Below are 22,630 nucleotides of genomic sequence, written 5' to 3'. Positions count from 1 at the left end.
TTTTCATTTTTGATATTCTTATTATGATATAATAGAGAAAGCACCTAGGAAAGGAGTGTATCGGATGGATACGCTGGAGTTTTTATCTAAAGTAAATAATCTTGCAGGAATATCAGGTTATGAAAAAAATGTTGCAAGCATAACTGCCGACATATTTAAAGAGCTTTGCGATGATGTTGAGGTAGATACTTTTTACAATGTTATAGGCAAAAAATCCAAGAAAATTGGTGGCCCGAAGGTTATGTTAGCGGCTCACTTAGACGAAGTTGGGATGATGGTAACAGATATAGACGATAAGGGTTTTGTAAAATTTACCGGCATAGGAATAGATCAAAGAATACTGCCCGGCCAGGAAGTTAGAATACACGGCAGTAAAGAGGTTTTAGGTATAATAGGGGCAAAACCACCGCATCTGCAAAAACCGGGAGAATCAGACAAGGCTATAGATATTAAAGATATGGCAATTGATACCGGCATGAGTAAAGATGAGTTAATTCAACTTATTAGCATAGGAGATCCAATAACTTTTAAAAGCCCCCTTATAAAAATGAATGATAAGATGATAAGCGGCAAATCTTTAGACGACAGAGCCGGCGTAGCTGTTATGATTGAGGCTATGAAAGAGCTTGACAAGTTAAATTATACCGGAGAGGTTTATTTTGTAGCAACTAGTCAGGAAGAGCTGGGAAGCCATGGAGCAAAAATAAGCACTTTTAAAATTTCGCCGGATGTTGGCATAGCAATAGATGTAACTCATGGAGAAACTCCGGATGCGCCGAAAGAAAGAACTTGTGTGATAGGCAAAGGACCGGCTATAGGAATAGGCCCTAATATGCATCCTATACTTACACAAAAACTCATAGATACAGCAAAAGAGTATGGCATAGACTATCAAAGCGATGTCATACCCGGGCGCAGCGGCACTGATGCATGGGTGATGCAGGTATCTAAAGATGGCGTGCCTTGTGTGCTTGTTTCCATTCCGCTTAGATATATGCATACAACCGTTGAAACCTTAAATATAGATGATGTAAAGAAGGCAGCAAGGCTCATAGCTCTTTTCATAGCTTCGCTAAAGGAGGAGAAAGAATGGTTGAGCTATTAAAGCGTCTCACTGAAACAGATGGTGTTTCGGGAAACGAAAACAAAATCAGGGAACTTATAAAGGAAGAAATCACCCCATACGTTGATAACATTCATATAGACAGCATGGGTAATCTGATAGCTTTTAAAAAAGGAACAAAAGAGCATCCAAAGAAGATAATGCTTGATGCCCATATGGATGAGGTAGGCCTTATTATTACATATATCTGCGATAATGGTATGTTGAAGTTTGGCACTATAGGAATAGACCAACGAGTTCTACTTTCAAAAAGAGTGCTTATAGGCGGAAAGGTGTTTGGAGTAATCGGCGTAAAGGCTATACATTTGCAAGAAAAAAGCGAAAGAGAAAATGTAATAAAGCAGGAAAATATGTATATAGACATCGGAGCCTCGTCAAAAGAAGAAGCTGAAAAGCTTGTAAAATTAGGGGATTATGCAGCGTTTACCACAGAATTTGAGGAGATAGGAAATGGTAAGATAAAGGCTAAAGCATTAGACGACAGAGCCGGCTGCGGTGTTCTTATAGAAACACTAAAAGAAAGTTATCCTGACGATATTTACGCATGTTTTGCGGTTCAAGAAGAAGTAGGCCTTCGAGGTGCGATGACAGCATCTTATAAAATAAATCCCGATATAGGTATAGCGATAGAAGGGACTACATGCTCTGACGTGCCTGGAGCAGATGAACATATGTATTCCACAGTTATGGGAATTGGGCCGGCTATTTCGATAATCGACAGAAGCTCATATTCTTCAAAAGAGATAGTCTCTGCCTTAATAGACACAGCTGAATCTTGCAATATTCCTTATCAAATAAAAAGAACCATGACAGGCGGCAATGATGCAGGCATAATTCAACTTGCACATGAAGGTGTTCGAACGGGCGTAGTGTCGGTTCCTGTAAGATATATACATTCTCCGGTATCTATGATGGACATAAAGGATTATGAAAATACCATAAAGTTAATTAAAGAATTTTTAAGAAAGGGTGTGCTTTAAATGAAGGAGCTTTTAAAAAAACTTGTATCTGTATTCGGCCCGTCAGGCAATGAAGAACTTATAAGAGAAAGTATAATAAATGAAATAGAAGGTTTTGCAGATGAAATCAGAACTGATGTTATGGGAAATTTAATAGCTGTAAAAAAAGGAACAGGTTCCAAAATAATGCTGGCTGCCCATATGGATCAAATTGGTCTTGTGGTTACATTTGTTGACGAAAATGGCTTTTTAAGATTTGCTCCGGCAGGTGGTTTTAGCGTAACAGATCTTATTAACAGGAAAGTGATTTTTAAAAACGGTACAGTAGGTGTCGTAAGCTACGAAAGCGAAATTAAAGAAATAAAAGACATAACTTTAAACAATCTTTATATAGATATAGGAGCAAAGGACAAAGATGATGCTCTTTCAAGAGTAAATATTGGAGATGCAGCGGTTTATTACACACCTTTTGCTGAAAATGGTACACGATGTACTTCTTGCGCCATGGATAACAGAGCATCGTGTGCGCTGCTTATTGAAACCTTAAAAAACATTCAGACCTGTCCTCATGAAGTATATTTTGTTTTTACTGTTCAAGAAGAATTAGGCCTTCGAGGCGCAACTACTGCTGCATATGCCATTGAACCATATGCAGCTATAGCAGTTGATGTAACGGATACAGGAGATACCCCAAAATCTTTGCCAATGGCCGTAAAACTTGGCGCCGGCCCGGCTGTTAAAGTATTTGATCAGTCAGTAATGGTACACCCGGCAATCAAGAATTTAATGAAAGAAAAAGCCGAAAAATATAATATACCTTATCAAATGGAAGTTCTTAAAGCCGGAGGAACAGATTCCGGAGCAATAGCATTGAGCAAAAGCGGTGTTCCTACAGGATGTCTTTCGATACCATGCAGATATATTCATTCTGACAGTGAGATGGTAGATATTTCAGATATGGAAAATGGCGCAAAACTCCTTTTAAACATTCTTCAAGACGGGATAAAAATTGACAAATAATTTTAATACAAAAAAGAGTTGACTTACACCCGATATTTATGTAAAATAACACCTGTAAAGTTATTTTGCTTTACAGGTGATTTTCATGGATAATATTACAAAACTTAATCTTTTGTTTGACTGCTATGGCAGTCTTCTAACAGAAAATCAAAGAAATGTTTTCAAAATGCATTACTTTAACGACTTGTCTCTTGGCGAAATAGCAGAAATTACAGGCATAACACGCCAAGGTGTTTATGATGCTCTGCGTAGAAGCCAGGAAATGCTGATTAATTTCGAAGAAAATTTGGGAATGGTAAAAAGATACCTAAAACAAGAAAAAGAGATCAAACACATACTAGAAGTTCTTAAGGAAATAGAACCCGGTGTGGATAGTGCCTTTAAAGAAAAATACGAAGACATTTGTGATTGCGTATATTCATTATTGCAAGAAGGCGGTGAATAAGTTTGGCCTTTGAGTCCCTTACTCAAAAATTAAATGATATTTTCAAAAAGCTTCGCGGTAAGGGCAAATTATCAGAAGCTGATGTAAAACAAGCAATGAAGGAAGTTCGCCTGGCTTTGCTGGAGGCGGACGTAAATTTTAAAGTTGTAAAGGAATTGGTTGCCAGAATCACCGAACGTGCTATAGGACAAGAAGTCATGGAGAGCTTGACTCCCGCTCAACAAGTTATAAAAATTGTCAACGAAGAACTTGTTGCCTTGATGGGACCTGCTCAAAGTAAAATCGATTTTTCTAAAGACATAACCGTTATAATGATGGTTGGTCTGCAGGGATCAGGCAAGACCACTACAGCAGGTAAACTGGGCAAATTTTTTGCAAAAGATGGTAAAAAACCTCTACTGGTTGCAGCAGACGTCTACCGCCCAGCTGCTATAAAGCAACTTCAGGTAATTGGAGATAAAGTAGGCCTGCCCGTTTTTTCAATGGGGCAGCAAAATCCAGTGGACATATCTAAAGCGGCAATAGAATATGCAAGAAAAAATAACCATAATGTCGTAATAATAGATACAGCAGGGCGCCTGCACATAGATGATGAATTAATGGATGAACTTATAAACATAAAAAATGCGGTAAATCCATCGGAGATTTTGCTTGTGGTAGACAGTATGACAGGCCAGGATGCAGTTAATGTAGCAGAAGAATTTAACAAAAAATTAAGCTTAACAGGCTTAATACTTACAAAACTCGATGGCGATACCAGAGGCGGTGCTGCTCTTTCTGCAAAAGCTGTTACAGGATGCCCTATAAAATTTGTAGGAATGGGAGAAAAGCTTGACGACTTAGAAAGCTTTTACCCTGAGAGAATGGCGTCTCGAATCTTGGGAATGGGTGATGTTCTATCGCTGATAGAAAAGGCCACGGCAGATTTTGACCTTAAAAAAGCTCAAGAATTGGAAGAAAAGTTAAAGACCCAGAATTTTGATCTTAACGATTTTATGGAACAGCTATCTCAAGTTAAAAAAATGGGTTCTTTGAGCCAAATACTCGATATGATACCCGGTTTTTCTCAGCAAAAACTAAAAGGTGTAGAAGTAGATGATAAAGAACTGGTTCGAATAGAGGCCATCATTAGCTCTATGACACCTTCTGAGCGCAGCGACCCGTCAATAATAAATGGCAGCAGGCGCAGACGAATAGCAGCCGGCAGTGGAACTGCCATTCAAGATGTAAATAGGCTACTAAAGCAGTATGAGCAAACTAAAAAAATGATAAAACAATTTACGCGAATTGAAAAAAGCGGCAAAAAGTCTCGTCAAAAATTACCATTTTTTAACTTTTAAAGGAGGTGAGACAATGGCAGTAAAAATAAGACTAAAGCGCATGGGCGCCAAGAAAAAACCTTTCTACAGAGTTGTGGTTGCCGATAGCCGTATGCCAAGAGATGGCAGGTTTATAGAAGAGATTGGCTACTATGATCCTTTGGCAGATCCTATCAAAATAAAATTAAATGAAGAGCGAGCTGTTGAATGGCTTAAAAATGGAGCTATCCCAACTGACACAGTAAAGTATTTATTTAAAAATGCCGGGATTTTGCCTGACAAGAAAGCTGCAAAACAAAATAGCGAAGGTGAAGCTGAGTCGTTGTAAGCAATAATAACTTAGTTAATCTAAAGGGGGAAATATCAAGTGACAGAATTAGTTGAGTATATCGCAAAAGCATTGGTAGATCATCCTGAAAATGTTGTCGTAAACCAAATCGAAGGAGAACAGTCTGTTATACTAGAGCTTAAGGTTGACCCTGAAGACATGGGAAAGGTGATTGGCAAACAAGGCAGAATTGCCAAAGCTATCAGGACCGTTGTAAAAGCTGCAGCGGCAAAGGAAGGCAAAAGAGTTGTTGTGGAGATTATATAAAAAATCATCCGAGAAGTAAGCCTGGGGAGAAGGAATTTGAACGAAAAATATTATATAACCATAGGCCGAATAATATCTTCTTGGGGTGTTAAAGGACAAGTCAAAGTTGAACCTTTAACGGATTTTCCTGAAAGATTCAAGAAATTGGAAAAGGTTTTTATTAACCTAAAAGGGGAATTTGTTTGTTGTAAGATAGAATCGATTACACTGTTAAAAGGCTATTTTCCGATTATTAAATTTAATGGGGTAGATTCAAAAGACAAGGCAGATGATTTGAGGGGATGCTATATTGCCGTCAGGAGAGAAGATGCAGTAAAATTGCCCGAAGGCCGCTACTTTATATGTGATATAGTGGGTCTTAGGGTCTTTGATGAAACTTCCGGAACATATATCGGAACAGTCAAAGATGTTCTTCAAACAGGCGCAAATGATGTATACATCATAGAAACAGATGCTAAATCAGAAATCCTCATTCCGGCGATTAGACAAGTAGTAAAGAAGATAGATTTTGAAAATGGCATAATAGCGATTGAACCGCTGGAGGGGATGTTCTAGTGCTTAACATTTATATACTTACATTGTTTCCCGAGTTTTTTGAGAGCCCCTTTAGCGTGAGCATAATAAAGCGAGCCATCGATCGAAACTTAGTCAAAATTGAACTTATAAACATACGAGATTTTTCCCATGATAAACATAAAAAGGTTGACGACTATCCTTATGGCGGAGGCTGTGGGATGGTTATGAAACCGGAACCGATTTTTGAATCGGTGGAATATGTGGAAAAGAAGATTGAGTCTACAAACAGGCGAATAATTTTATTGTCCCCTCAAGGCAAAATTTTTAACCAAGCCATAGCTCAGGAGTTGTCTTGCGAACAGAATTTAGTCTTTATTTGCGGACATTATGAAGGCATAGACGAACGAGTTAAGACTATAATAACAGATGAGATATCTCTGGGAGATTTTATTTTGACAGGCGGAGAAATTCCTGCCCTTGCAGTAACAGATTCTGTTATAAGGCTTGTTCCCGGTGTCTTAGGAAGCAGTGATTCTCCGGTTAATGAATCTTTTTGCAACAATCTCTTAGAATACCCCCAATATACGCGACCCGAGATTTACAGAGGATTAAAGGTCCCTGATGTCCTTTTATCGGGCGATCATAAAAAAATTGAAATCTATAGGCGAAAAGCAGCTCTAATAAGAACCAAAGAAAAAAGGCCGGATCTTTTTGAGAAGATAGAGCTGACTGAAGAAGATAGGAAACTGCTTGAGTAAAACTTATGTAAGTTTATCCGGTATGCTGCAACAGCTTGTCCTGTTTCAAAGACAAGTTTTTCTACTGATTATAAAAGCAAAAAGGAGGGGAGAAAAATGGATTTAGTTACTTCAGTTGAACAAGAACAAGTAAGAACCGATATCCCTGATTTTAGACCGGGCGATACCGTTAAAGTTTATACAAAAGTTGTAGAAGGCGGCCGCGAAAGAATTCAGGTTTTTGAAGGCATTGTAATTGCAAGAAAAGGCGGCGGCTTAAGAGAGACTTTTACAGTTCGTAAGATTTCATATGGTGTAGGCGTTGAAAGAGTCTTTCCTTTGAACTCGCCACGAATTGACAAAATTGAAGTTGTTAAAAAAGGTAAAGTGCGTCGGGCAAAGCTTTATTACATGCGTAAATTAAGGGGTAAGGCTGCAAGAATAAAAGAAAGGGACTGATAGCAGTCCCTTTAACTTTTCAAAGAGGTGAGAGTTTTGGATATTCAATGGTACCCGGGCCATATGGAAAAGGCAAAAAAGTCAATCAAAAATTATTTAAAGCTGGCAGACGGCATCATAGAAATTGTTGATGCTCGGGCGCCTGTTTCTACAAGGATAAAAAACATAGAAAAACTCGCCTCCGGCAAAAATATCATAATAGTCCTTAACAAAGCAGACCTTGCCGATCTGAAGATAACTCAAATGTGGCTTGAATATTTTAACTCTGGTAGTATTATGGCAATTGCTATAAACGCTTTAAAAAAATCGGAATTAAATAAACTTTATGGCCTTCTATCTAAACCCAAAAATAAATCTCGCATCGCTCCTTTAAGGTGCGTGGTGGTAGGTGCTCCGAATGTAGGAAAATCTACATTCATTAATCAGATAAAGGGCAGAAAGACTGCAAAAACAGGAGACTTTCCCGGTATAACAAAAAATATTGCATGGATAAAAGCGAGCGATGATTTAGAACTACTTGATACTCCGGGGATCCTGCAGCCAAAGTATGAAGACAGATTTATAGCTGCAAAGCTTGCGATATTGGGAACGATTAATCCTGATATCTTAGATTTTGAGGAGCTTGCAAAAACTTTAATTGAATATTTATTAAAAAATTATCCTACAAATATTGAGAAAAGATATGGCGTCAACCTTGACTTCAATTCTTCAAAAGTGTTAGAAAGCATAGGAAAAGCTCGAGGTTTTTTGACAAACGGCGGTTCTGTTGATATAGAAAGAACTGCAAAGACTGTTATAAAAGAATTTCAAGAGGGGAAACTCGGTCGCATATCTTTAGAGAGACCTGATGAAATGCCAGATAAAAAAGATTGAATAAATACGGCTAAGGATTTTTAAAGAGGTGATACAGATGGATCTTGAGAAAGAAAGGATTCGAATATCAAAACTTTATGAAAAGGAAAGAAGTCTTAGCAAGAAGGGCTATATGCTGATTGCGGGAGTAGACGAGGCGGGTCGCGGACCACTGGCAGGTCCGGTAGTGGCCGGAGCCGTTATTTTAGCTATTGACACAGAAATAATTGATTTGAAAGACTCTAAAAAAATAAGCGAAAAGAAGAGAGAAAGGGTTTATGAAGATATCTGTAAAAAAGCTCTTGCATATTCTTTTGACATAGTAGAGCCTGATTATATTGATAAAAACAACATTTTAAATGCAACACTGCTTGCAATGAGAAATGCTATATATAAGCTGCCTATACGGCCAGAATATATTCTAGTGGATGCTGAAGAAATACCTGACATAGATATACCCCAAGAAAGCATAATTCATGGAGATAGCCTTAGCGCATGTATAGCCGCAGCCTCGATTGTAGCAAAAGTTAATAGAGATAGAATAATGAGAGAATATGATACGCTTTATCCCGATTATGGATTTATAAGAAACAAAGGCTATGGCACCAAAGAGCATATTGATGCACTAAAAAAATATGGCCCGTGTCCTATTCATAGACAGAGTTTTTCAGTAAAATCCCTCGAGAATAAGTAATGAACCCAAAAAAACTTGGAACTTTAGGTGAACAGTATGCAGCACAATATTTACAATGTAAACATTACAGAATACTTAAAATGAATTTCAACTGTAAGTATGGAGAAATAGATATTATAGCAGAAAACAAAGGAATTATAATCTTTGTAGAAGTTAAGACACGAAAATCTACAAACTACGGAAGAGGGATGGAAGCCGTAAATTATGTAAAACAGCAAAAAATAAGGAAGGTTGCCTTATACTACCTCAAAGAGAATCCCGGCTATTTTGACGGTATAAGATTTGATGTCATAGACATTATGCTTAATAACAATAATAAATTTGAAATAGAGCATATTGAAAATGCCTTTTAATTTAGGATGTGATTTGGTAAAATGTTGGCTCAAACAAAAAGTTGTTCAATATATGGTCTGGAAAGCTTTTTGGTAGACGTAGAGGTAGATATTTCAAACGGATTACCATCTTTTGACATAGTGGGGTTGCCTGATACAGCTGTAAGGGAATCACGAGAGCGAGTAAGATCGGCTATAAAAAATCAAGAATTTGATTTTCCCATCAAAAGGATTACCTTAAATTTAGCCCCTGCCGATATTAGGAAGGAAGGTCCCCATTTTGATCTGCCGATAGCAATAGGCATTCTTGCCGCAACAGACCAATTGCCGCAAGAAGCATTAAAGGGATATGCAATAATAGGAGAGCTTTCATTAGATGGACGTGTAAGACCTGTAAACGGTGTTTTGGCTATGAGCATTGAAGCAAAACAGCAAGGGCTTAAGGGAATTATCGTGCCAATTGAAAATGTAGAAGAAGCCTCAGTTGTTAGTGGTATAGAAGCTGTAGGTGTAACTTCTTTAAAAGAAGCAGCATTGTATTTTAAAGGTGAACATAAGGCCGAAAGGCGTAACGATATTTTGCACAAAAACAGGAACAACGAAGACGAAATAAAATTTGAAGGAGATTTCTCGGAAGTTAAAGGTCAAGAAAACTTAAAAAGATGCCTTGAAATTGCCGCAGCGGGCCAGCATAATTTGATAATGACAGGACCACCGGGCTCCGGTAAGACCATGATTGCAAGACGGATTCCCACTATCCTTCCGTCTATGACTTTTGAAGAATCACTGGAAACTACTAAAATCTATAGTATAGCAGGTCTTATTTCTGATCATTCGGGGCTTATAAGAACAAGGCCTTTCAGATCTCCCCATCACACAATTACGCCGAGCGGGATGGTAGGAGGTGGCCGCATACCAAAACCGGGGGAAATCACATTAGCTCATAACGGCGTTTTATTCTTAGATGAGCTTCCGGAATTTCCGAGGGAGATACTTGAACTTTTGCGGCAGCCTTTGGAAGACGGAAAAATTACTATAGCAAGAGCACATGCAACTGTATCATTTCCATCTAAATTTATGATGGTAGCTTCGATGAATCCCTGTCCCTGCGGGTTTTATAACAGTCCTTTTCATCAGTGCAGCTGCACGATGCGCCAAATACATAAGTATCGGGGGAAAATCTCAGGACCGTTGCTTGACAGAATGGACATGAATTTAGAAGTTGCGCCGGTCAAGTTTTCAGAACTTGAGGGACCGTCCACAACAGATTCTGCTACAATTAGGAAGCGAGTGGAAGCAGCGCGACAGCTTCAGCTAGAAAGGTATAAAAATAGCAATGTATATTGGAATTCTCAGCTGACGCCTGCCATGATAAACAAATATTGCAGACTTGACAAGAATGGAAAAGTGCTGCTGAAGCAAGCGTTTAATAGAATGAAGCTGAGTGCTCGAGCCTATAATAAAATATTGAAGGTTTCGAGAACTATAGCTGATTTGGAAGAAAAGGATTTAATTAAAGAATATCATGTAGCTGAAGCTTTGCAGTATCATGGTAGAGAAGAAGATCAAATCGTAAATTAAAATGAGGGGAGTAAAATTAAATGGAAAACAAAAAGGGTTTAGTGCTTGTTTATACCGGCAACGGAAAAGGTAAAACCACAGCAGCATTAGGTTTGGCATTGCGCGCCGTAGGACATGATGAAAAAGTTTACATAATCCAATTTATGAAAGGCAATGAAAAATACGGAGAAGTCCAGGCAGTAAGAAAGTATCTACCCAATGCCGAACTGGTGCAAAAAGGTTTGGACAAGTTTGTTAAAAAGGGAAAGCCTTCAGAGGAAGACCTAAAACTTGCCAAAGAAGGTATTGATCTTGCAAAAGATGTCATATCATCAGGTGAATATGATTTAGTCATTCTAGACGAGATAAATGTAGCTGTGGACTATGGTCTAATAAAGGAAGAAGATGTTTTAGATCTAATATCTATAAAACCTGAACATGTGACACTTGTTTTAACAGGAAGATACGCTCCCGAGAAAATCCTAGAAGCAGCTGATATGGTAAGCGAGGTAAGAGAAATTAAGCATCATTATAAGCAGGGAATTAAGGCACAGCCCGGCATAGAATATTAATATTAAAACAGTAAAAATATGACAGAAAAAGATGATAAGCTGCTTTTAGTTACATTAAATGCTATTCCCGGATTAGGTCCCAGGAAAATTCAAAAACTAGCTATGCGTTTTAAAAATTATAAAACTTTTTTAGAAGCTAAACGTGAAGATTTTTTGGAAATTAACGGTGTTGGCGAAATAATCTGTGAGAAAATATTAGAATATCGAAGCAAATTCGATCCATATAAAGAGATTAAAAAGGCAAACAATCTGAACATAAAAGTCATTACTCTAAAGGACGATAAATATCCTTTTTTGCTCAAAGAAATATATGATCCGCCACCGGTCCTTTATTTTAAAGGCACAGCGCCTCTAAGCCCCCATTCTATTGCTATAGTCGGTTCCCGTAAAGCCTCTGCTTATGGTAAAAATGTGGCAGCAAAGTTTGCAAGAGAGCTAGCTGCCGTGGATATAAACATAGTAAGCGGTATGGCACGTGGGATAGATTCTTGTGCCCATAAAGGAGCTTTAGAAGCAAATGGCTTTACAATTGCCGTTTTGGGATGCGGAATCGATATTGTATATCCTCCGGAAAATACCGGTTTAATGAAAGATATAGTAGAAAGTGGTTGTGTAATTTCAAGTTTTCCATTAGGTACGCCTCCACAGGGTGCGAATTTTCCTGCAAGAAATCGAATTATCAGCGGACTTTCCTTAGGAACTCTAGTAGTAGAGGCTGCAAAAAAGAGCGGCTCCCTGATAACTGCTGATTTTTCACTAGAACAAGGCAGAGAGGTCTTTGCAGTGCCCGGCAGTATTTTCAATCCCTATAGCTCAGGTACTCATAAACTAATAAAGCAGGGAGCAAAACTTGTAGAAAATGTTGAGGATATACTTGATGAACTCTATCTTGAAAATCTTCCGGAATCTATAGCTTCCTCAGGTAAGGCAAATAAGCCTGATCTTACTTGCGAAGAAAAGGGCATTTTAGATATAATTGATTATCAACCAACTTATATTGAAGAAATTATAAGCCTGAGCCATAAAACGCCGGGCAGTATCAACATCTTGCTTACACATCTTGAACTTAAAGGCTATATTTCAGCACTGGGCGGAGGCTATTTTGCAAAAATTTGACTTTTATCTAAAAAAAGTTATTATAATGTAAGAACAGTTAATAGTAAGTGCTTAATAAATAAGGGTGGTATTAAATGGCTAAAACTTTGATTATAGTCGAATCTCCCGCAAAGGCTAAAACCTTAACTAAATATTTGGGCAAAAACTATAAAGTGGCAGCTTCGATGGGACATGTTAAAGATTTACCAAAAAGTCAATTAGGAATAGACATAAAAGCCGGATTTGAGCCGAGATATATTACAATACGAGGAAAAGGACCGCTGCTGAATAACTTAAAAAAGGAAGCGGCAAAGGCAGATAAAGTTTTGCTTGCAACAGACCCGGACAGAGAAGGAGAGGCAATTTCTTGGCATCTTGCAAACGCCCTTGGCCTTCCGGAAAATGATCCGTATAGAGTAGAGTTTTACGAAGTTACAAAGAATGCTGTCTTAGAGTCTATTAAGAAACCTCGAAAAATAAATTTAGATTTAGTTGAAGCTCAACAGGCAAGAAGAATCTTAGATAGATTGGTAGGCTACAAAATAAGCCCGATACTTTGGAAAAAAATAAAAAGAGGGCTAAGCGCTGGAAGAGTTCAATCAGTTGCCGTCAGAATTATATGCGACAGAGAGAAGGAAATACGAGAATTTGTTCCTGTAGAATATTGGACAATTGATGCAGACTTAAAAGACGGTAAGGAAAAAATAAGGGCTCGTCTTTACTCAAAAGGCGATGAAAAATTAAAAATAGAAAATAAAGACGAGGCCGACAAAATAGTAGAGGACTTGAAAGATAAGACTTTTCAAGTTACTGAAATAAAAACAAGCGAAAGAAAAAAGATGCCTTATCCCCCTTTTACAACAAGCAGTATGCAGCAAGAAGCAGCTAGAAAATTAGGTTTTACAGCTAAAAAAACCATGATGGTAGCACAGCAGTTGTATGAAGGTTTGGATGTTAAAGGCGAGGGAACCGTAGGATTAATAACTTATATGCGAACAGATTCCACAAGAATATCCGAACAGGCGAAAAAAGAAGCTCAAAACTATATTGGCGAAACGTATGGTAAGGAATATGTAAGCAACGGCGCGCCTACACGCAAGAAAAATGATAAGAACATTCAAGACGCCCATGAAGGTATAAGACCTACATCGGTAATGAGAACGCCTGAAAAGGTGAAAGATTCTCTGACAAAAGATCAATATAAGTTGTATAAGCTTATTTGGGATAGATTTGTCAGCAGCCAGATGTCTCCTGCTATATATGACACAGTATCCATAAGTATCAAAGCTGGAGAATATCTTTTTAAGGTTTCAGGATCAACTATGAAATTTCCCGGTTTTATGTTACTATATACAGAAGGTTCTGATGAAGAAACTGCAAATGAAGAAAGCAAGCTACCTGTCTTAAAGGAAGGACAGATTCTCAAATTAGTAAAATTGCTCCCTGAACAGCATTTTACTCAACCACCGCCGAGATACACGGAGGCTATGCTGGTAAAGACCTTAGAAGAAAAGGGAATTGGAAGGCCCAGTACTTATGCACCTACCATTGATGTTATACAAAAACGTGGTTATGTAGAAAAGGAAAAGGGCCGTTTCAAGCCTACTGAGCTCGGAGAAATTGTGGTGCAAGTATTACAGGAATTTTTTGAGGATATTATCGACATTGACTTTACTGCAGAAATGGAAGAAAAGCTGGATAAAATCGAAGCCGGCCAACAGAATCGCCAAGAAGTCTTAGAGTCTTTTTATGTTCCTTTTGAAGAAAAGCTTAAAATCGCAGAACAGGAATTAGAAAAAATTACTATAGAAGATGAAGTAACTGATGAGAAATGTGAGTTCTGTGGTCGAAATATGGTTATAAAAACAGGAAGATACGGCAAATTCTTAGCTTGCCCCGGCTTTCCGGAGTGTAAAAATACTAAGCCGATAGTAACCGAAATTGGGGTGAAATGTCCTTTGTGCGGAGGCGATATTGTTGTCAAAAGGTCAAAACGTGGAAGGACCTTCTATGGATGCTCAAATTACCCCGATTGCAAATTTGTTTCATGGGAAAGACCTATTGACAAACCTTGTCCAAAATGTGGTTCCCTTATGGTTAAAAAAAGAGCAAAGGCAGGCGAATATGAAGCCTGTACTAATAAAGAATGTGGATATACTTCTAAATAGAAAGTAAGGAGCTTTTATGAAAAGAGTTACAATTGTAGGCGGAGGGCTTGCCGGATGCGAAGCAGCATGGTATCTGGCTGAAAGTGACATTAAAGTTGACCTTTTTGAAATGCGGCCGGAGAAAACAACACCGGCCCATCATACTGATTTACTATGTGAATTGGTATGCAGCAATTCACTAAGATCCAATGAAGTGACAAACGCAGCAGGTCTCTTAAAAGCCGAAATGAGACTTTTAAACTCACTTATAATGAAAGTTGCAGATATGACAAAAGTTGGTGCAGGTTCAGCCCTTGCAGTAGACAGGGAATTATTTGCAAAAAAGATTACAGAAATAATAAAAAGTCACCCGAACATTAAAGTTCATGTTCAAGAAGTTACCGAGGTACCCTGCCCGCCTTCGATAATTGCTACAGGACCTTTAACATCTGATAAATTCTCTAACGCTTTAGGTAGGCTGCTGAAAAAAGAGCATTTTTATTTTTACGATGCAGCAGCGCCTATTGTTACCGGTGAATCTCTCAACTGGGAAAAAGCCTTTTGGGGTTCGCGCTATGGCAAAGGTGAATCCGATTACGTAAATTTGCCTTTTACCCGGGAAGAATATGATATTTTCTATAATGAGCTTATTTGCGCTCAAACTCATCCTGTAAAAGAATTTGAAAAAGCAATTTTTTTTGAAGGCTGTATGCCTATAGAGGTAATGGCAAAACGTGGTTACAAAACACTTCTTTTCGGACCGTTAAAACCTGTAGGTATTACCGATCCAAAAACAGGGAGACAACCATATGCAGTGGTACAACTTAGGAAAGAGAATAAGGAAGGTACTTTATTTAATATGGTCGGCTTTCAAACCAGCCTTAAGTGGAACGAACAAAAACGGGTTTTCAGGCTTATTCCCGGTATGGAAAATGCGGAATTTGTGCGTTATGGTTTTATGCACAGGAATACATTTATAGCAAGCCCTATTTATTTAAATCCCACATTAGAATTTAAAGGAGAAAAGGGACTGTTTTTCGCCGGCCAAATAACTGGCGTGGAAGGTTATATTGAATCAGCGGCCTCTGGTATAATTGCAGGAATAAACATGAAAAGGTATCTGGAAGAAAAAGAACTTATAAGTTTGCCTGTTGAAACAGTAATAGGTGCTTTGCTGCGCTATATAACTTCATCTAGTGCAGAAAACTTCCAACCTATGAAGGCGAATTTTGGAATTTTACCGCCCTTAGAAGATTTTCGATCAAAAGATAACAAACTAAAGAAGCAACTCCTTAGTGAAAGAGCACTAAAATCACTTGAACAATTTATAGAGTCTAAGGAAGTTTTTGCAAAAAAAAATAACAAAATAATATATAAATAATTTAGAATTTAATCTTGCATTAATTAAAATCTTATGATACTATATTAAATGTTAGTTGAGAGGTTTGATTTCCATGGATGAGGCACTGATAGACAGCTTTTTAGATTACCTGAAAGCTACCAAAACTCAATCGCAAAATACCCTACGATCCTACGCGGGAGACCTTTCTCAGTTTCTTGAATATTTAAAACAAAGGAAACTGTCTGAACCAACATTACTCAACGCTAAACACCTTGACATAAGAGGCTTTTTGGCATATCTTCGCCGAGAAGAAGTTTCAAAAAGAAGTGCTGCCCGAAAGCTTTCAACGCTTCGAAGCTTTTATAATTATCTAATGCTTCAAGGCTTAGTTGAAGAAAATGTGGCAAAGGCCGTAAGATCACCTAAAATGTCAAAGAAGCTTCCACTGTTTTTATACCCGAAGGAAATTGAAGCGCTTCTTGAGGCTCCAAAGGATGACGTTCTCGGCATCAGAGACAGAGCAATAATAGAGCTCTTATATGCTACCGGTATCCGCGTCAGCGAGCTGGTATCTATAAAAACTGAAGATGTTAATTTTGGTTCAAACTATATTATTGTTTTTGGTAAAGGTTCGAAGGAACGTGTTGTATTTTTTGGAAAAAAAGCCGAGGAGAGCTTAGAAAGATACCTAAAAGAAAGTAGGCCGTTTTTACTAAGAGATATTTCTGAGGAATACCTGTTTTTAAACAAAAACGGCACATCAATCTCGGATAGAAGCATTCGAAGAATGATTGACAAATATGTAAAGCAAACTGCTCTTAACAGCAATATAAGCCCCCATACCCTGCGACATACATTTGCAACACATATGCTTAATAACGGCGCGGACTTAAAAACAGTTCAAGAGTTGTTAGGCCATTCGAGCTTATCTACAACACAGATTTATACTCATGTTACAAAAGAAAAACTTAAGGAGGTATATGATAAAACATTTCCTGATAATGAAGAGAGCACGTGAAATTTGAAAGGAGAACTAAGATGTTTACAGCAACAACGATACTTGCGATGGCAAACGGAACAAGTGCTGCAATTGCGGGGGACGGGCAGGTCACATTTGGCGAGAATACCATTATGAAACACCATGCAAAGAAAGTAAGGAAGCTTTACAATGATGAAATTTTGGCAGGATTTGCAGGTTCTGTAGCTGATGCGATTACTTTATTTGAAAAATACGAAGAAAAACTTCATGAAAACCATGGAAATCTTACAAAAGCCGCAGTGGAACTTGCAAAAGAATGGCGTAAAGATAAAATGCTGCAAAAATTAGAAGCATTGCTAATTACAGCAGATAAAGAACATATTTTAGTTATTTCAGGCAGCGGTGAGGTTATCGAACCTGATGATGGCATCGCAGCAATAGGCTCCGGCGGATCATATGCCTTAGCAGCTGCAAGGGCTCTCAAACGGCATTCCGATTTATCATTAAAACAAATAGTTGAAGAATCTCTAAAGATAGCGTCTGAAATCTGCGTCTATACCAATAATTGCATTACAGTAGAATCGTTGGAGTGAGGTGGACAGGATTTATGGAAGAAAATTTAACTCCAAAGAAGATTGTTGAAGAACTTGATAAATATATTATCGGTCAAGATGAAGCAAAAAAATCTGTTGCAATAGCACTCAGAAACAGATATAGACGTCAAAAGCTTTCTGATGAGATGAGAGAAGAAGTCATACCAAAAAATATTTTAATGATTGGTCCTACAGGCGTTGGAAAAACTGAAATAGCACGGCGCCTTGCAAAACTTGTGAATGCACCTTTTATAAAAGTCGAGGCTACCAAGTTTACAGAAGTAGGTTATGTAGGGCGAGACGTAGATTCGATGATACGGGATTTAGTTGAAACCTCCATTAGAATGGTAAAAAGCGAAAAAATGGAGGCTGTGAAAGACAAAGCGACAGAACTTGCTAATAAACGAATTGCAGAGATACTTTCTCCTATGCCAAGACAAAGGTCTTCCGCAAATCCCTTTGAGACGCTTTTTGGAGCAGGAAGGCAGGACCATACTGAAAGCGGAGAGTTTTATACAGCAGAAACAAGTACTGCGGTAGAAAAACAGAAAGAAATCCTGAAAAAGCTGGCTGATGGCAGCTTGGATAAGGAATTAATTGAGATTGAGACTGAAGATAATTTACCGTCGATGTTTGAGATATTTTCTGGTTCAGGCATGGAAGAGATAGGGATTAATTTTAAAGATATGTTTGAAGGCTTTTTACCGAAACGCAAAAAGAAAACTACTGTGACAATAGAAAATGCAAGGAGAATCCTGACTCAAGAAGAAGCCCAAAAATTAATTGATATGGATGAAGTGATAAATGAATCAATTAAAAAAGCTGAAGAATCAGGGATAATATTTATAGATGAAATAGATAAAATTGCCGGAAAAGAATCATATGGACCAGATGTTTCCAGGGAAGGCGTTCAGCGAGATATCTTACCAATTATAGAGGGTTCGACTGTTGTTACAAAGTACGGCCCCATAAAAACAGATCATATCCTTTTTATAGCAGCAGGAGCCTTTCATGTATCGAAGCCGTCGGATTTAATTCCTGAGCTTCAAGGGCGTTTTCCGATTCGCGTAGAACTAGAAAGCTTAAACGAAACAGATTTAAAGCGAATTCTGACTGAACCAAAAAATTCCTTGATTAAACAATACACTGCACTTCTTGCTACCGAAGGCGTAAATATAAGTTTTTCAGAAGATGCCATTGATGAAATAGTAAAAGTTGCAGTTGCTGTAAATCAAGAAACTGAGGACATCGGAGCTCGACGACTCCATACTGTTATGGAAAAATTGTTGGAGGACATTTCTTTTGAAGCGCCTGATTTGTCTCAAAAAGAAGTAATAATTGATAAAGAATATGTAAATAGCAAACTAAAGGGAGTCATAGAGGATAAAGATTTAAGCATGTATATTCTATGACATTCCAAATATAAATACTATTAAATTGAAAATATTCTATTAAAAATTAGGAGGAATTTAAAAATGAGTGAAAGTTTATTAGAAAAAACAAGGAGAATTAACAAGCTTTTGCAGAGGTCTGCAGGATATCCGGTGGATTTTAACGATGTCTGCAAAACACTGGGAGAGGTTTTATCATCAAATGCATATGTAGTAAGCCGCAAAGGTAAAATTTTAGGATATTATTTACTGGAAAACTATGAATGCGATCCTATGGAAGAGCAGATTTTAGAAGAAAAAATGTTCCCGAAAGATTACAATGATAAACTGCTTGATATCAGCGAAACTAAACCTAATATCACCAAGGATTCACCCGAAGGTATCTTTTTAGGAGAAAAAACAAAGGCAAATGCCGAAAAATTTATGACGATAGTGCCTATAAATGGCGGCGGTGAAAGACTTGGAACTTTAGTGCTATCCAGATTCAAAAAAGAGTTTACAGAAGAAGATTTAGTGCTTGCAGAGTATAGCGCGACTGTGGTAGGAATGGAAATTTTAAGATCTAAAAGCGATGAAATTGAAGAAGAGGCCAGGAAGAAAGCAGTGGTTCAACTAGCTATTGGTACTTTGTCTTTCTCAGAACTAGAGGCTGTTGAACATATTTTTGAAGAATTAGACGGCACTGAAGGACTCTTAGTTGCAAGCAAAATTGCCGATAGAGTTGGAATTACCAGATCGGTAATTGTAAATGCCTTAAGAAAATTGGAAAGTGCAGGCGTTATAGAATCACGCTCTTTAGGCATGAAAGGCACATATATAAAAATACTTAATGATAAACTGTTGGAAGAATTAAAAAAAGTAAGAGGATAATAATTGGATAGATATTTATTTAAAAGCAGCATACCAATGGTGTGCTGCTTTTAAAATGTATAATCTATTTATTTTAAAAGATTTATATTTTAAAGAAGGATTTTGTTTGTTTTTGTCTAATATATATTCTATACTATAAATAAGAAATAAATTCCATTATAACCAAAAAAACTATATTATACCATGTTATATATACTTTTACATTGATATAACAGCAAAAATATGTAAAAATGGATAAGGTGGTGATGCGTTTGACCGGTTTGTTTGACAATATAGAATTAATGGGGAAATTGCTTGATGTAAAGGCAAAAAGACATGAGCTTATTTCTAATAATTTGGCTAACGTTGACACGCCCGGCTATAAACGATCAGATATAGCATTTGAAGAAATTTTAAAGAGCAAATTGGACCAAAAAATTCTTCCGCTTTCCATAACAAATGACAAACACATAAATTTAGTGTCAAAAGCTGAGGAAATAGAACCCCAAATATATAAACAGCAAGATTATGCTATAAGAAATGATGAAAATAATGTGGATGTTGATAGGGAAATGATTGAACTTTTAAAGAACAATCTTTCTTATGATATTATCTCGGAACAATTACAAACGAGCTTAAAACTTCTTCAGACTGCAATTAATGAAGGGAGGAAATAAAGGTGGGATTTTTCAATTCCTTAGACATAAGCGCTTCCGGTCTCACCGCACAAAGGCTTAGATTAGATGTTATTTCAAATAATATAGCAAATGTAAACACTACAAGAACAGAAGATGGAAATCCGTTTCAAAGAGAGAGAGTTGTCTTTCAAGAACGAAAAACAAACACATCTTCAGAATACGGAAGCCGAGAAAAACCAGCCGGCGTTAAGGTGGTTGCGATTGAAAAAGATACCTCTCCGCTTAAGTTAGTTTATGATCCCACACACCCGGATGCGGATGAAAGAGGATATGTAAGTCTTCCTAATATTAATATTGTAACAGAAATGGTAGATATGATATCCGCAACAAGAAGTTATGAGGCAAATGCTACAGCTATAAATTCCGCAAAAGACATGCTGAACAAAGCTCTTGAAATTAGTAAGATATAATCTTGGGAATATTAGGAAGGAGCAATTTCTAAACATGGAAATCAGTAATGATAATATAGTAAAAGATTTGGGTATTAACAACTTTGGGGCATTTAAAACACGGGAAAATAAATCGTTCGGCGAAATATTAGGCAGCATGCTAGAATCTGCAAATACATATCAGAAACAATACGAATCATTAGTAACACAGCAGATTTCAGGCGACGATGTGGACGTGCACGATGTTGCTATTGCCGGCGAAAAAGCCAAAATTTCACTAGAACTTGTTCTACAGATACGGAACAAGGCCCTAGATGCGTACCAAGAAATAATGAGGATGCAGGTATAAGTAGTAAGTAATGGTAGGCCAGGTGTAAGGTATGAATTTTTTACAAAAAATCAGGCAGCAAGTTACTGAATTTTGGCAAAGTAGAAATAGGGCACAGAAGATAAGGATAGTAGTTTCTATTGCAGCCGTTATTATACTTGTAAGTATAATGCTGTACATAATAAATCAACCTAAATATGTTCCACTTTATACTAATCTTGATATAAAAGATGCGGGAGAAATAGCCAAAAAGCTTGACGACTTAAATATACCCTATAAAATCGCAGACGGCGGGAAGAGTATTTTAGTTACTCCTGAGCAAAAATATAAAACCATGCTCACACTTGCTCAAGAAGGACTGCCAAAAAGCAGTTCATCAGGATTCGACGAACTGTTTAACACTACACAGTTAGGTACTACAGATTGGGAAAGGCAAGTAAGATACAATCAGGCGCTGCAAGGAGAGCTTGCAAAAGCCATTGAAATGATGGAATCAGTCGAATCTGCAAAAGTGTACATAGTCCAGCAAGAAAAATCACTTTTTATCGAAACTGATTCTGGTTATGAGCCGTCAGCAGCAGTATTTCTCCAGCTAAAACCGAGTGCACAACCTACAAAAGAGGAGATACTTGGTATCATAAATCTTGTCACACATTCTGTAAAAAATATGAAGAGTGAAAACGTAGTTGTAGTAGATCAATACGGAAGAACTCTTTCTACCGGGGTAACATCTAAAGACGAAGGCGATGACAGCGGCCTTTTAAACGATCGACTCGCCATTCAAGATAATTTTCAAAATCAACTTCAAGCCAATGTTCAATCGCTCTTGGAACAGGTTTTCGGTCCCGGCAATGTAGCAGTTCGAGTAAACGCGAAATTGAATTTTGATAAGAAAATTGTACAAAACAAGTTGTTTAGTCCTGTCAGCCAAGACACAGGCGAAGGCATAGTAAGGAGCATCCAAGAGCTAAAAGAGCATTTTACAGGCACTGGAAACGCAAGCGGCGGAACTCCCGGCGTGGATGCAAATGTTCCCGGGTACGCTCAGGCACAAACAGGACAATCTGAACAACAAAAATCAGAAACTGTAAAAAACTTTGAGATAAATGAAACTAATGAGAATCTGACAGTTGCTCCTGGTGCTGTGGATAAATTGACTGTCTCTGTTATCATAAATAAAGAATTGACTAATGCAGAAAGAGATGCTATTACTCAAGTGGTTGGTAATGCCATAGGGTATGATCCGCAAAGAGATCAGATTTCTGTAGAATCTATGGAATTTAATAATGATTTAATGAAATCTCTTACTGACGAAATGACTCGACAACAAAGTGCGGCCCAGCGAGCAAGAAATATAAAAATTGCCGGAATTATACTCCTGATTTTAGCTGCAGCAATAGGGGCAAGAACATTTTTTGCAAGACGAAAGGCCAAATCTGAAGAAGAGGAAATTTCCAAAGCTATGCTAGAGATACAACAAGCAGCTTCCGCAAAAGCTCAAGGAGAAGGAACTGCGGAAATAATAGAGGAACAAGAAAACACTGTCTACAGCCAAATTGAAAAATTAGCCCGCCATAAGCCGGAAGATGTAGCCAAAGTTTTAAAGAGTTGGCTGAAAGAAGATTAGGGGTGATTG

The 22,630-nt window shown here is 37.7% G+C and carries 26 protein-coding genes; all 26 read left to right on the top strand.

The window, feature by feature from the left end; genetic code table 11:
• Positions 1–64 precede the first annotated feature (64 nt).
• The gene (locus TSYNT_RS11605) at positions 65–1,105 is read left to right on the top strand and encodes a M42 family metallopeptidase (protein ID WP_059034219.1); all 1,041 of its coding nucleotides are present in this window, start codon (positions 65–67) and stop codon (positions 1,103–1,105) included.
• A complete protein-coding gene (locus TSYNT_RS11600; protein ID WP_059034217.1) occupies positions 1,090–2,103 on the top strand; it encodes a M42 family metallopeptidase in 1,014 nt (337 codons plus the stop codon). Before TSYNT_RS11605 ends, TSYNT_RS11600 begins: the two co-directional genes overlap by 16 nt.
• Positions 2,104–3,102: a M42 family metallopeptidase gene (locus TSYNT_RS11595; protein ID WP_059034215.1), complete on the top strand. Its 999-nt coding sequence runs from the start codon at positions 2,104–2,106 to the stop codon at positions 3,100–3,102.
• A gap of 85 nt (positions 3,103–3,187) precedes the next feature.
• Positions 3,188–3,547 carry a YlxM family DNA-binding protein gene (gene ylxM / locus TSYNT_RS11590; RefSeq protein WP_059034214.1) on the top strand — a complete coding sequence of 120 codons (360 nt, stop codon included), beginning with the start codon at positions 3,188–3,190 and terminating at the stop codon, positions 3,545–3,547.
• Positions 3,548–3,549: 2 nt separating this feature from the next.
• Entirely contained in the window at positions 3,550–4,887 is a 1,338-nt protein-coding gene (gene ffh, locus TSYNT_RS11585; protein WP_059034212.1) for a signal recognition particle protein, read from the top strand.
• 13 nt (positions 4,888–4,900) lie between these two features.
• Positions 4,901–5,194 (top strand): 30S ribosomal protein S16, encoded by a 294-nt coding sequence (gene rpsP, locus TSYNT_RS11580; protein ID WP_059034210.1) that lies wholly within the window; start codon positions 4,901–4,903, stop codon positions 5,192–5,194.
• Between the two features lie 39 nt (positions 5,195–5,233).
• The gene (locus TSYNT_RS11575) at positions 5,234–5,461 is read left to right on the top strand and encodes a KH domain-containing protein (protein WP_059034209.1); all 228 of its coding nucleotides are present in this window, start codon (positions 5,234–5,236) and stop codon (positions 5,459–5,461) included.
• Between the two features lie 36 nt (positions 5,462–5,497).
• Positions 5,498–6,016: a ribosome maturation factor RimM gene (gene rimM, locus TSYNT_RS11570; protein ID WP_059034207.1), complete on the top strand. Its 519-nt coding sequence runs from the start codon at positions 5,498–5,500 to the stop codon at positions 6,014–6,016.
• The gene (gene trmD / locus TSYNT_RS11565; protein WP_059034205.1) at positions 6,016–6,735 is read left to right on the top strand and encodes a tRNA (guanosine(37)-N1)-methyltransferase TrmD; all 720 of its coding nucleotides are present in this window, start codon (positions 6,016–6,018) and stop codon (positions 6,733–6,735) included. Before rimM ends, trmD begins: the two co-directional genes overlap by 1 nt.
• 96 nt (positions 6,736–6,831) lie before the next feature.
• Positions 6,832–7,173 (top strand): 50S ribosomal protein L19, encoded by a 342-nt coding sequence (gene rplS, locus TSYNT_RS11560; RefSeq protein WP_059034203.1) that lies wholly within the window; start codon positions 6,832–6,834, stop codon positions 7,171–7,173.
• Positions 7,174–7,209: 36 nt separating this feature from the next.
• Complete coding sequence (ylqF, locus tag TSYNT_RS11555; protein WP_059034200.1) at positions 7,210–8,046, top strand: ribosome biogenesis GTPase YlqF; 837 nt, start codon at positions 7,210–7,212, stop codon at positions 8,044–8,046.
• 37 nt (positions 8,047–8,083) lie between these two features.
• On the top strand, positions 8,084–8,719 hold the full coding sequence (locus tag TSYNT_RS11550; protein WP_059034198.1) for a ribonuclease HII: 636 nt from the start codon (positions 8,084–8,086) through the stop codon (positions 8,717–8,719).
• On the top strand, positions 8,719–9,072 hold the full coding sequence (locus tag TSYNT_RS11545) for a YraN family protein (protein WP_059034196.1): 354 nt from the start codon (positions 8,719–8,721) through the stop codon (positions 9,070–9,072). The genes TSYNT_RS11550 and TSYNT_RS11545 overlap by 1 nt, the downstream gene beginning before the upstream one ends.
• Positions 9,073–9,093: 21 nt before the next feature.
• Positions 9,094–10,632, top strand: a complete 1,539-nt coding sequence (locus TSYNT_RS11540; protein WP_059034194.1) for a YifB family Mg chelatase-like AAA ATPase — start codon at positions 9,094–9,096, stop codon at positions 10,630–10,632.
• 20 nt (positions 10,633–10,652) lie between these two features.
• Complete coding sequence (gene cobO / locus TSYNT_RS11535; protein ID WP_059034192.1) at positions 10,653–11,183, top strand: cob(I)yrinic acid a,c-diamide adenosyltransferase; 531 nt, start codon at positions 10,653–10,655, stop codon at positions 11,181–11,183.
• Between the two features lie 18 nt (positions 11,184–11,201).
• Positions 11,202–12,299 (top strand): DNA-processing protein DprA, encoded by a 1,098-nt coding sequence (gene dprA / locus TSYNT_RS11530; protein ID WP_059034190.1) that lies wholly within the window; start codon positions 11,202–11,204, stop codon positions 12,297–12,299.
• Between the two features lie 74 nt (positions 12,300–12,373).
• Positions 12,374–14,446: a type I DNA topoisomerase gene (gene topA / locus TSYNT_RS11525; protein ID WP_059034188.1), complete on the top strand. Its 2,073-nt coding sequence runs from the start codon at positions 12,374–12,376 to the stop codon at positions 14,444–14,446.
• Positions 14,447–14,462: 16 nt separating this feature from the next.
• Positions 14,463–15,806, top strand: coding sequence for a methylenetetrahydrofolate--tRNA-(uracil(54)-C(5))-methyltransferase (FADH(2)-oxidizing) TrmFO (gene trmFO, locus TSYNT_RS11520; RefSeq protein ID WP_059034186.1), 1,344 nt, complete (start codon positions 14,463–14,465; stop codon positions 15,804–15,806).
• A 73-nt stretch (positions 15,807–15,879) separates the two neighbouring features.
• Positions 15,880–16,785: a tyrosine recombinase XerC gene (gene xerC, locus TSYNT_RS11515; protein WP_059034184.1), complete on the top strand. Its 906-nt coding sequence runs from the start codon at positions 15,880–15,882 to the stop codon at positions 16,783–16,785.
• 20 nt (positions 16,786–16,805) lie between these two features.
• Positions 16,806–17,339: an ATP-dependent protease subunit HslV gene (gene hslV, locus TSYNT_RS11510; RefSeq protein ID WP_059034182.1), complete on the top strand. Its 534-nt coding sequence runs from the start codon at positions 16,806–16,808 to the stop codon at positions 17,337–17,339.
• A 14-nt stretch (positions 17,340–17,353) separates the two neighbouring features.
• Positions 17,354–18,751: an ATP-dependent protease ATPase subunit HslU gene (gene hslU / locus TSYNT_RS11505; RefSeq protein WP_059034179.1), complete on the top strand. Its 1,398-nt coding sequence runs from the start codon at positions 17,354–17,356 to the stop codon at positions 18,749–18,751.
• A 63-nt stretch (positions 18,752–18,814) separates the two neighbouring features.
• A complete protein-coding gene (gene codY, locus TSYNT_RS11500; protein ID WP_059034177.1) occupies positions 18,815–19,600 on the top strand; it encodes a GTP-sensing pleiotropic transcriptional regulator CodY in 786 nt (261 codons plus the stop codon).
• Positions 19,601–19,851: 251 nt separating this feature from the next.
• Positions 19,852–20,256: a flagellar basal body rod protein FlgB gene (gene flgB, locus TSYNT_RS11495; RefSeq protein ID WP_059034175.1), complete on the top strand. Its 405-nt coding sequence runs from the start codon at positions 19,852–19,854 to the stop codon at positions 20,254–20,256.
• A 2-nt stretch (positions 20,257–20,258) separates the two neighbouring features.
• The gene (gene flgC, locus TSYNT_RS11490; protein WP_059034173.1) at positions 20,259–20,687 is read left to right on the top strand and encodes a flagellar basal body rod protein FlgC; all 429 of its coding nucleotides are present in this window, start codon (positions 20,259–20,261) and stop codon (positions 20,685–20,687) included.
• Positions 20,688–20,721: 34 nt separating this feature from the next.
• Positions 20,722–21,015 carry a flagellar hook-basal body complex protein FliE gene (gene fliE, locus TSYNT_RS11485; protein WP_059034171.1) on the top strand — a complete coding sequence of 98 codons (294 nt, stop codon included), beginning with the start codon at positions 20,722–20,724 and terminating at the stop codon, positions 21,013–21,015.
• Between the two features lie 31 nt (positions 21,016–21,046).
• Entirely contained in the window at positions 21,047–22,621 is a 1,575-nt protein-coding gene (gene fliF, locus TSYNT_RS11480; RefSeq protein ID WP_059034169.1) for a flagellar basal-body MS-ring/collar protein FliF, read from the top strand.
• Positions 22,622–22,630 lie beyond the last annotated feature (9 nt).

This window comes from Tepidanaerobacter syntrophicus (genome assembly GCF_001485475.2).
In the GTDB taxonomy this organism is placed as follows: Bacteria; Bacillota; Thermosediminibacteria; order Thermosediminibacterales; family Tepidanaerobacteraceae; genus Tepidanaerobacter; species Tepidanaerobacter syntrophicus.
The sequence above is the reverse complement of the archived record's forward strand: the minus strand, read 5'-3'. Positions and strand labels throughout refer to the sequence as shown.

Bases quoted from the DNA above. Each gene is read 5' to 3' on its own strand.
- TSYNT_RS11605 (WP_059034219.1), top strand. From the start codon at position 65: ATGGATACGCTGGAGTTTTTATCTAAAGTAAATAATCTTGCAGGAATA.
- TSYNT_RS11600 (WP_059034217.1), top strand. From the start codon at position 1,090: ATGGTTGAGCTATTAAAGCGTCTCACTGAAACAGATGGTGTTTCGGGA.
- TSYNT_RS11595 (WP_059034215.1), top strand. From the start codon at position 2,104: ATGAAGGAGCTTTTAAAAAAACTTGTATCTGTATTCGGCCCGTCAGGC.
- ylxM (WP_059034214.1), top strand. From the start codon at position 3,188: ATGGATAATATTACAAAACTTAATCTTTTGTTTGACTGCTATGGCAGT.
- rpsP (WP_059034210.1), top strand. From the start codon at position 4,901: ATGGCAGTAAAAATAAGACTAAAGCGCATGGGCGCCAAGAAAAAACCT.
- rplS (WP_059034203.1), top strand. From the start codon at position 6,832: ATGGATTTAGTTACTTCAGTTGAACAAGAACAAGTAAGAACCGATATC.
- TSYNT_RS11550 (WP_059034198.1), top strand. From the start codon at position 8,084: ATGGATCTTGAGAAAGAAAGGATTCGAATATCAAAACTTTATGAAAAG.
- TSYNT_RS11545 (WP_059034196.1), top strand. From the start codon at position 8,719: ATGAACCCAAAAAAACTTGGAACTTTAGGTGAACAGTATGCAGCACAA.
- TSYNT_RS11540 (WP_059034194.1), top strand. From the start codon at position 9,094: ATGTTGGCTCAAACAAAAAGTTGTTCAATATATGGTCTGGAAAGCTTT.
- cobO (WP_059034192.1), top strand. From the start codon at position 10,653: ATGGAAAACAAAAAGGGTTTAGTGCTTGTTTATACCGGCAACGGAAAA.
- dprA (WP_059034190.1), top strand. From the start codon at position 11,202: ATGACAGAAAAAGATGATAAGCTGCTTTTAGTTACATTAAATGCTATT.
- topA (WP_059034188.1), top strand. From the start codon at position 12,374: ATGGCTAAAACTTTGATTATAGTCGAATCTCCCGCAAAGGCTAAAACC.
- trmFO (WP_059034186.1), top strand. From the start codon at position 14,463: ATGAAAAGAGTTACAATTGTAGGCGGAGGGCTTGCCGGATGCGAAGCA.
- xerC (WP_059034184.1), top strand. From the start codon at position 15,880: ATGGATGAGGCACTGATAGACAGCTTTTTAGATTACCTGAAAGCTACC.
- hslV (WP_059034182.1), top strand. From the start codon at position 16,806: ATGTTTACAGCAACAACGATACTTGCGATGGCAAACGGAACAAGTGCT.
- hslU (WP_059034179.1), top strand. From the start codon at position 17,354: ATGGAAGAAAATTTAACTCCAAAGAAGATTGTTGAAGAACTTGATAAA.
- codY (WP_059034177.1), top strand. From the start codon at position 18,815: ATGAGTGAAAGTTTATTAGAAAAAACAAGGAGAATTAACAAGCTTTTG.
- fliE (WP_059034171.1), top strand. From the start codon at position 20,722: ATGGAAATCAGTAATGATAATATAGTAAAAGATTTGGGTATTAACAAC.
- fliF (WP_059034169.1), top strand. From the start codon at position 21,047: ATGAATTTTTTACAAAAAATCAGGCAGCAAGTTACTGAATTTTGGCAA.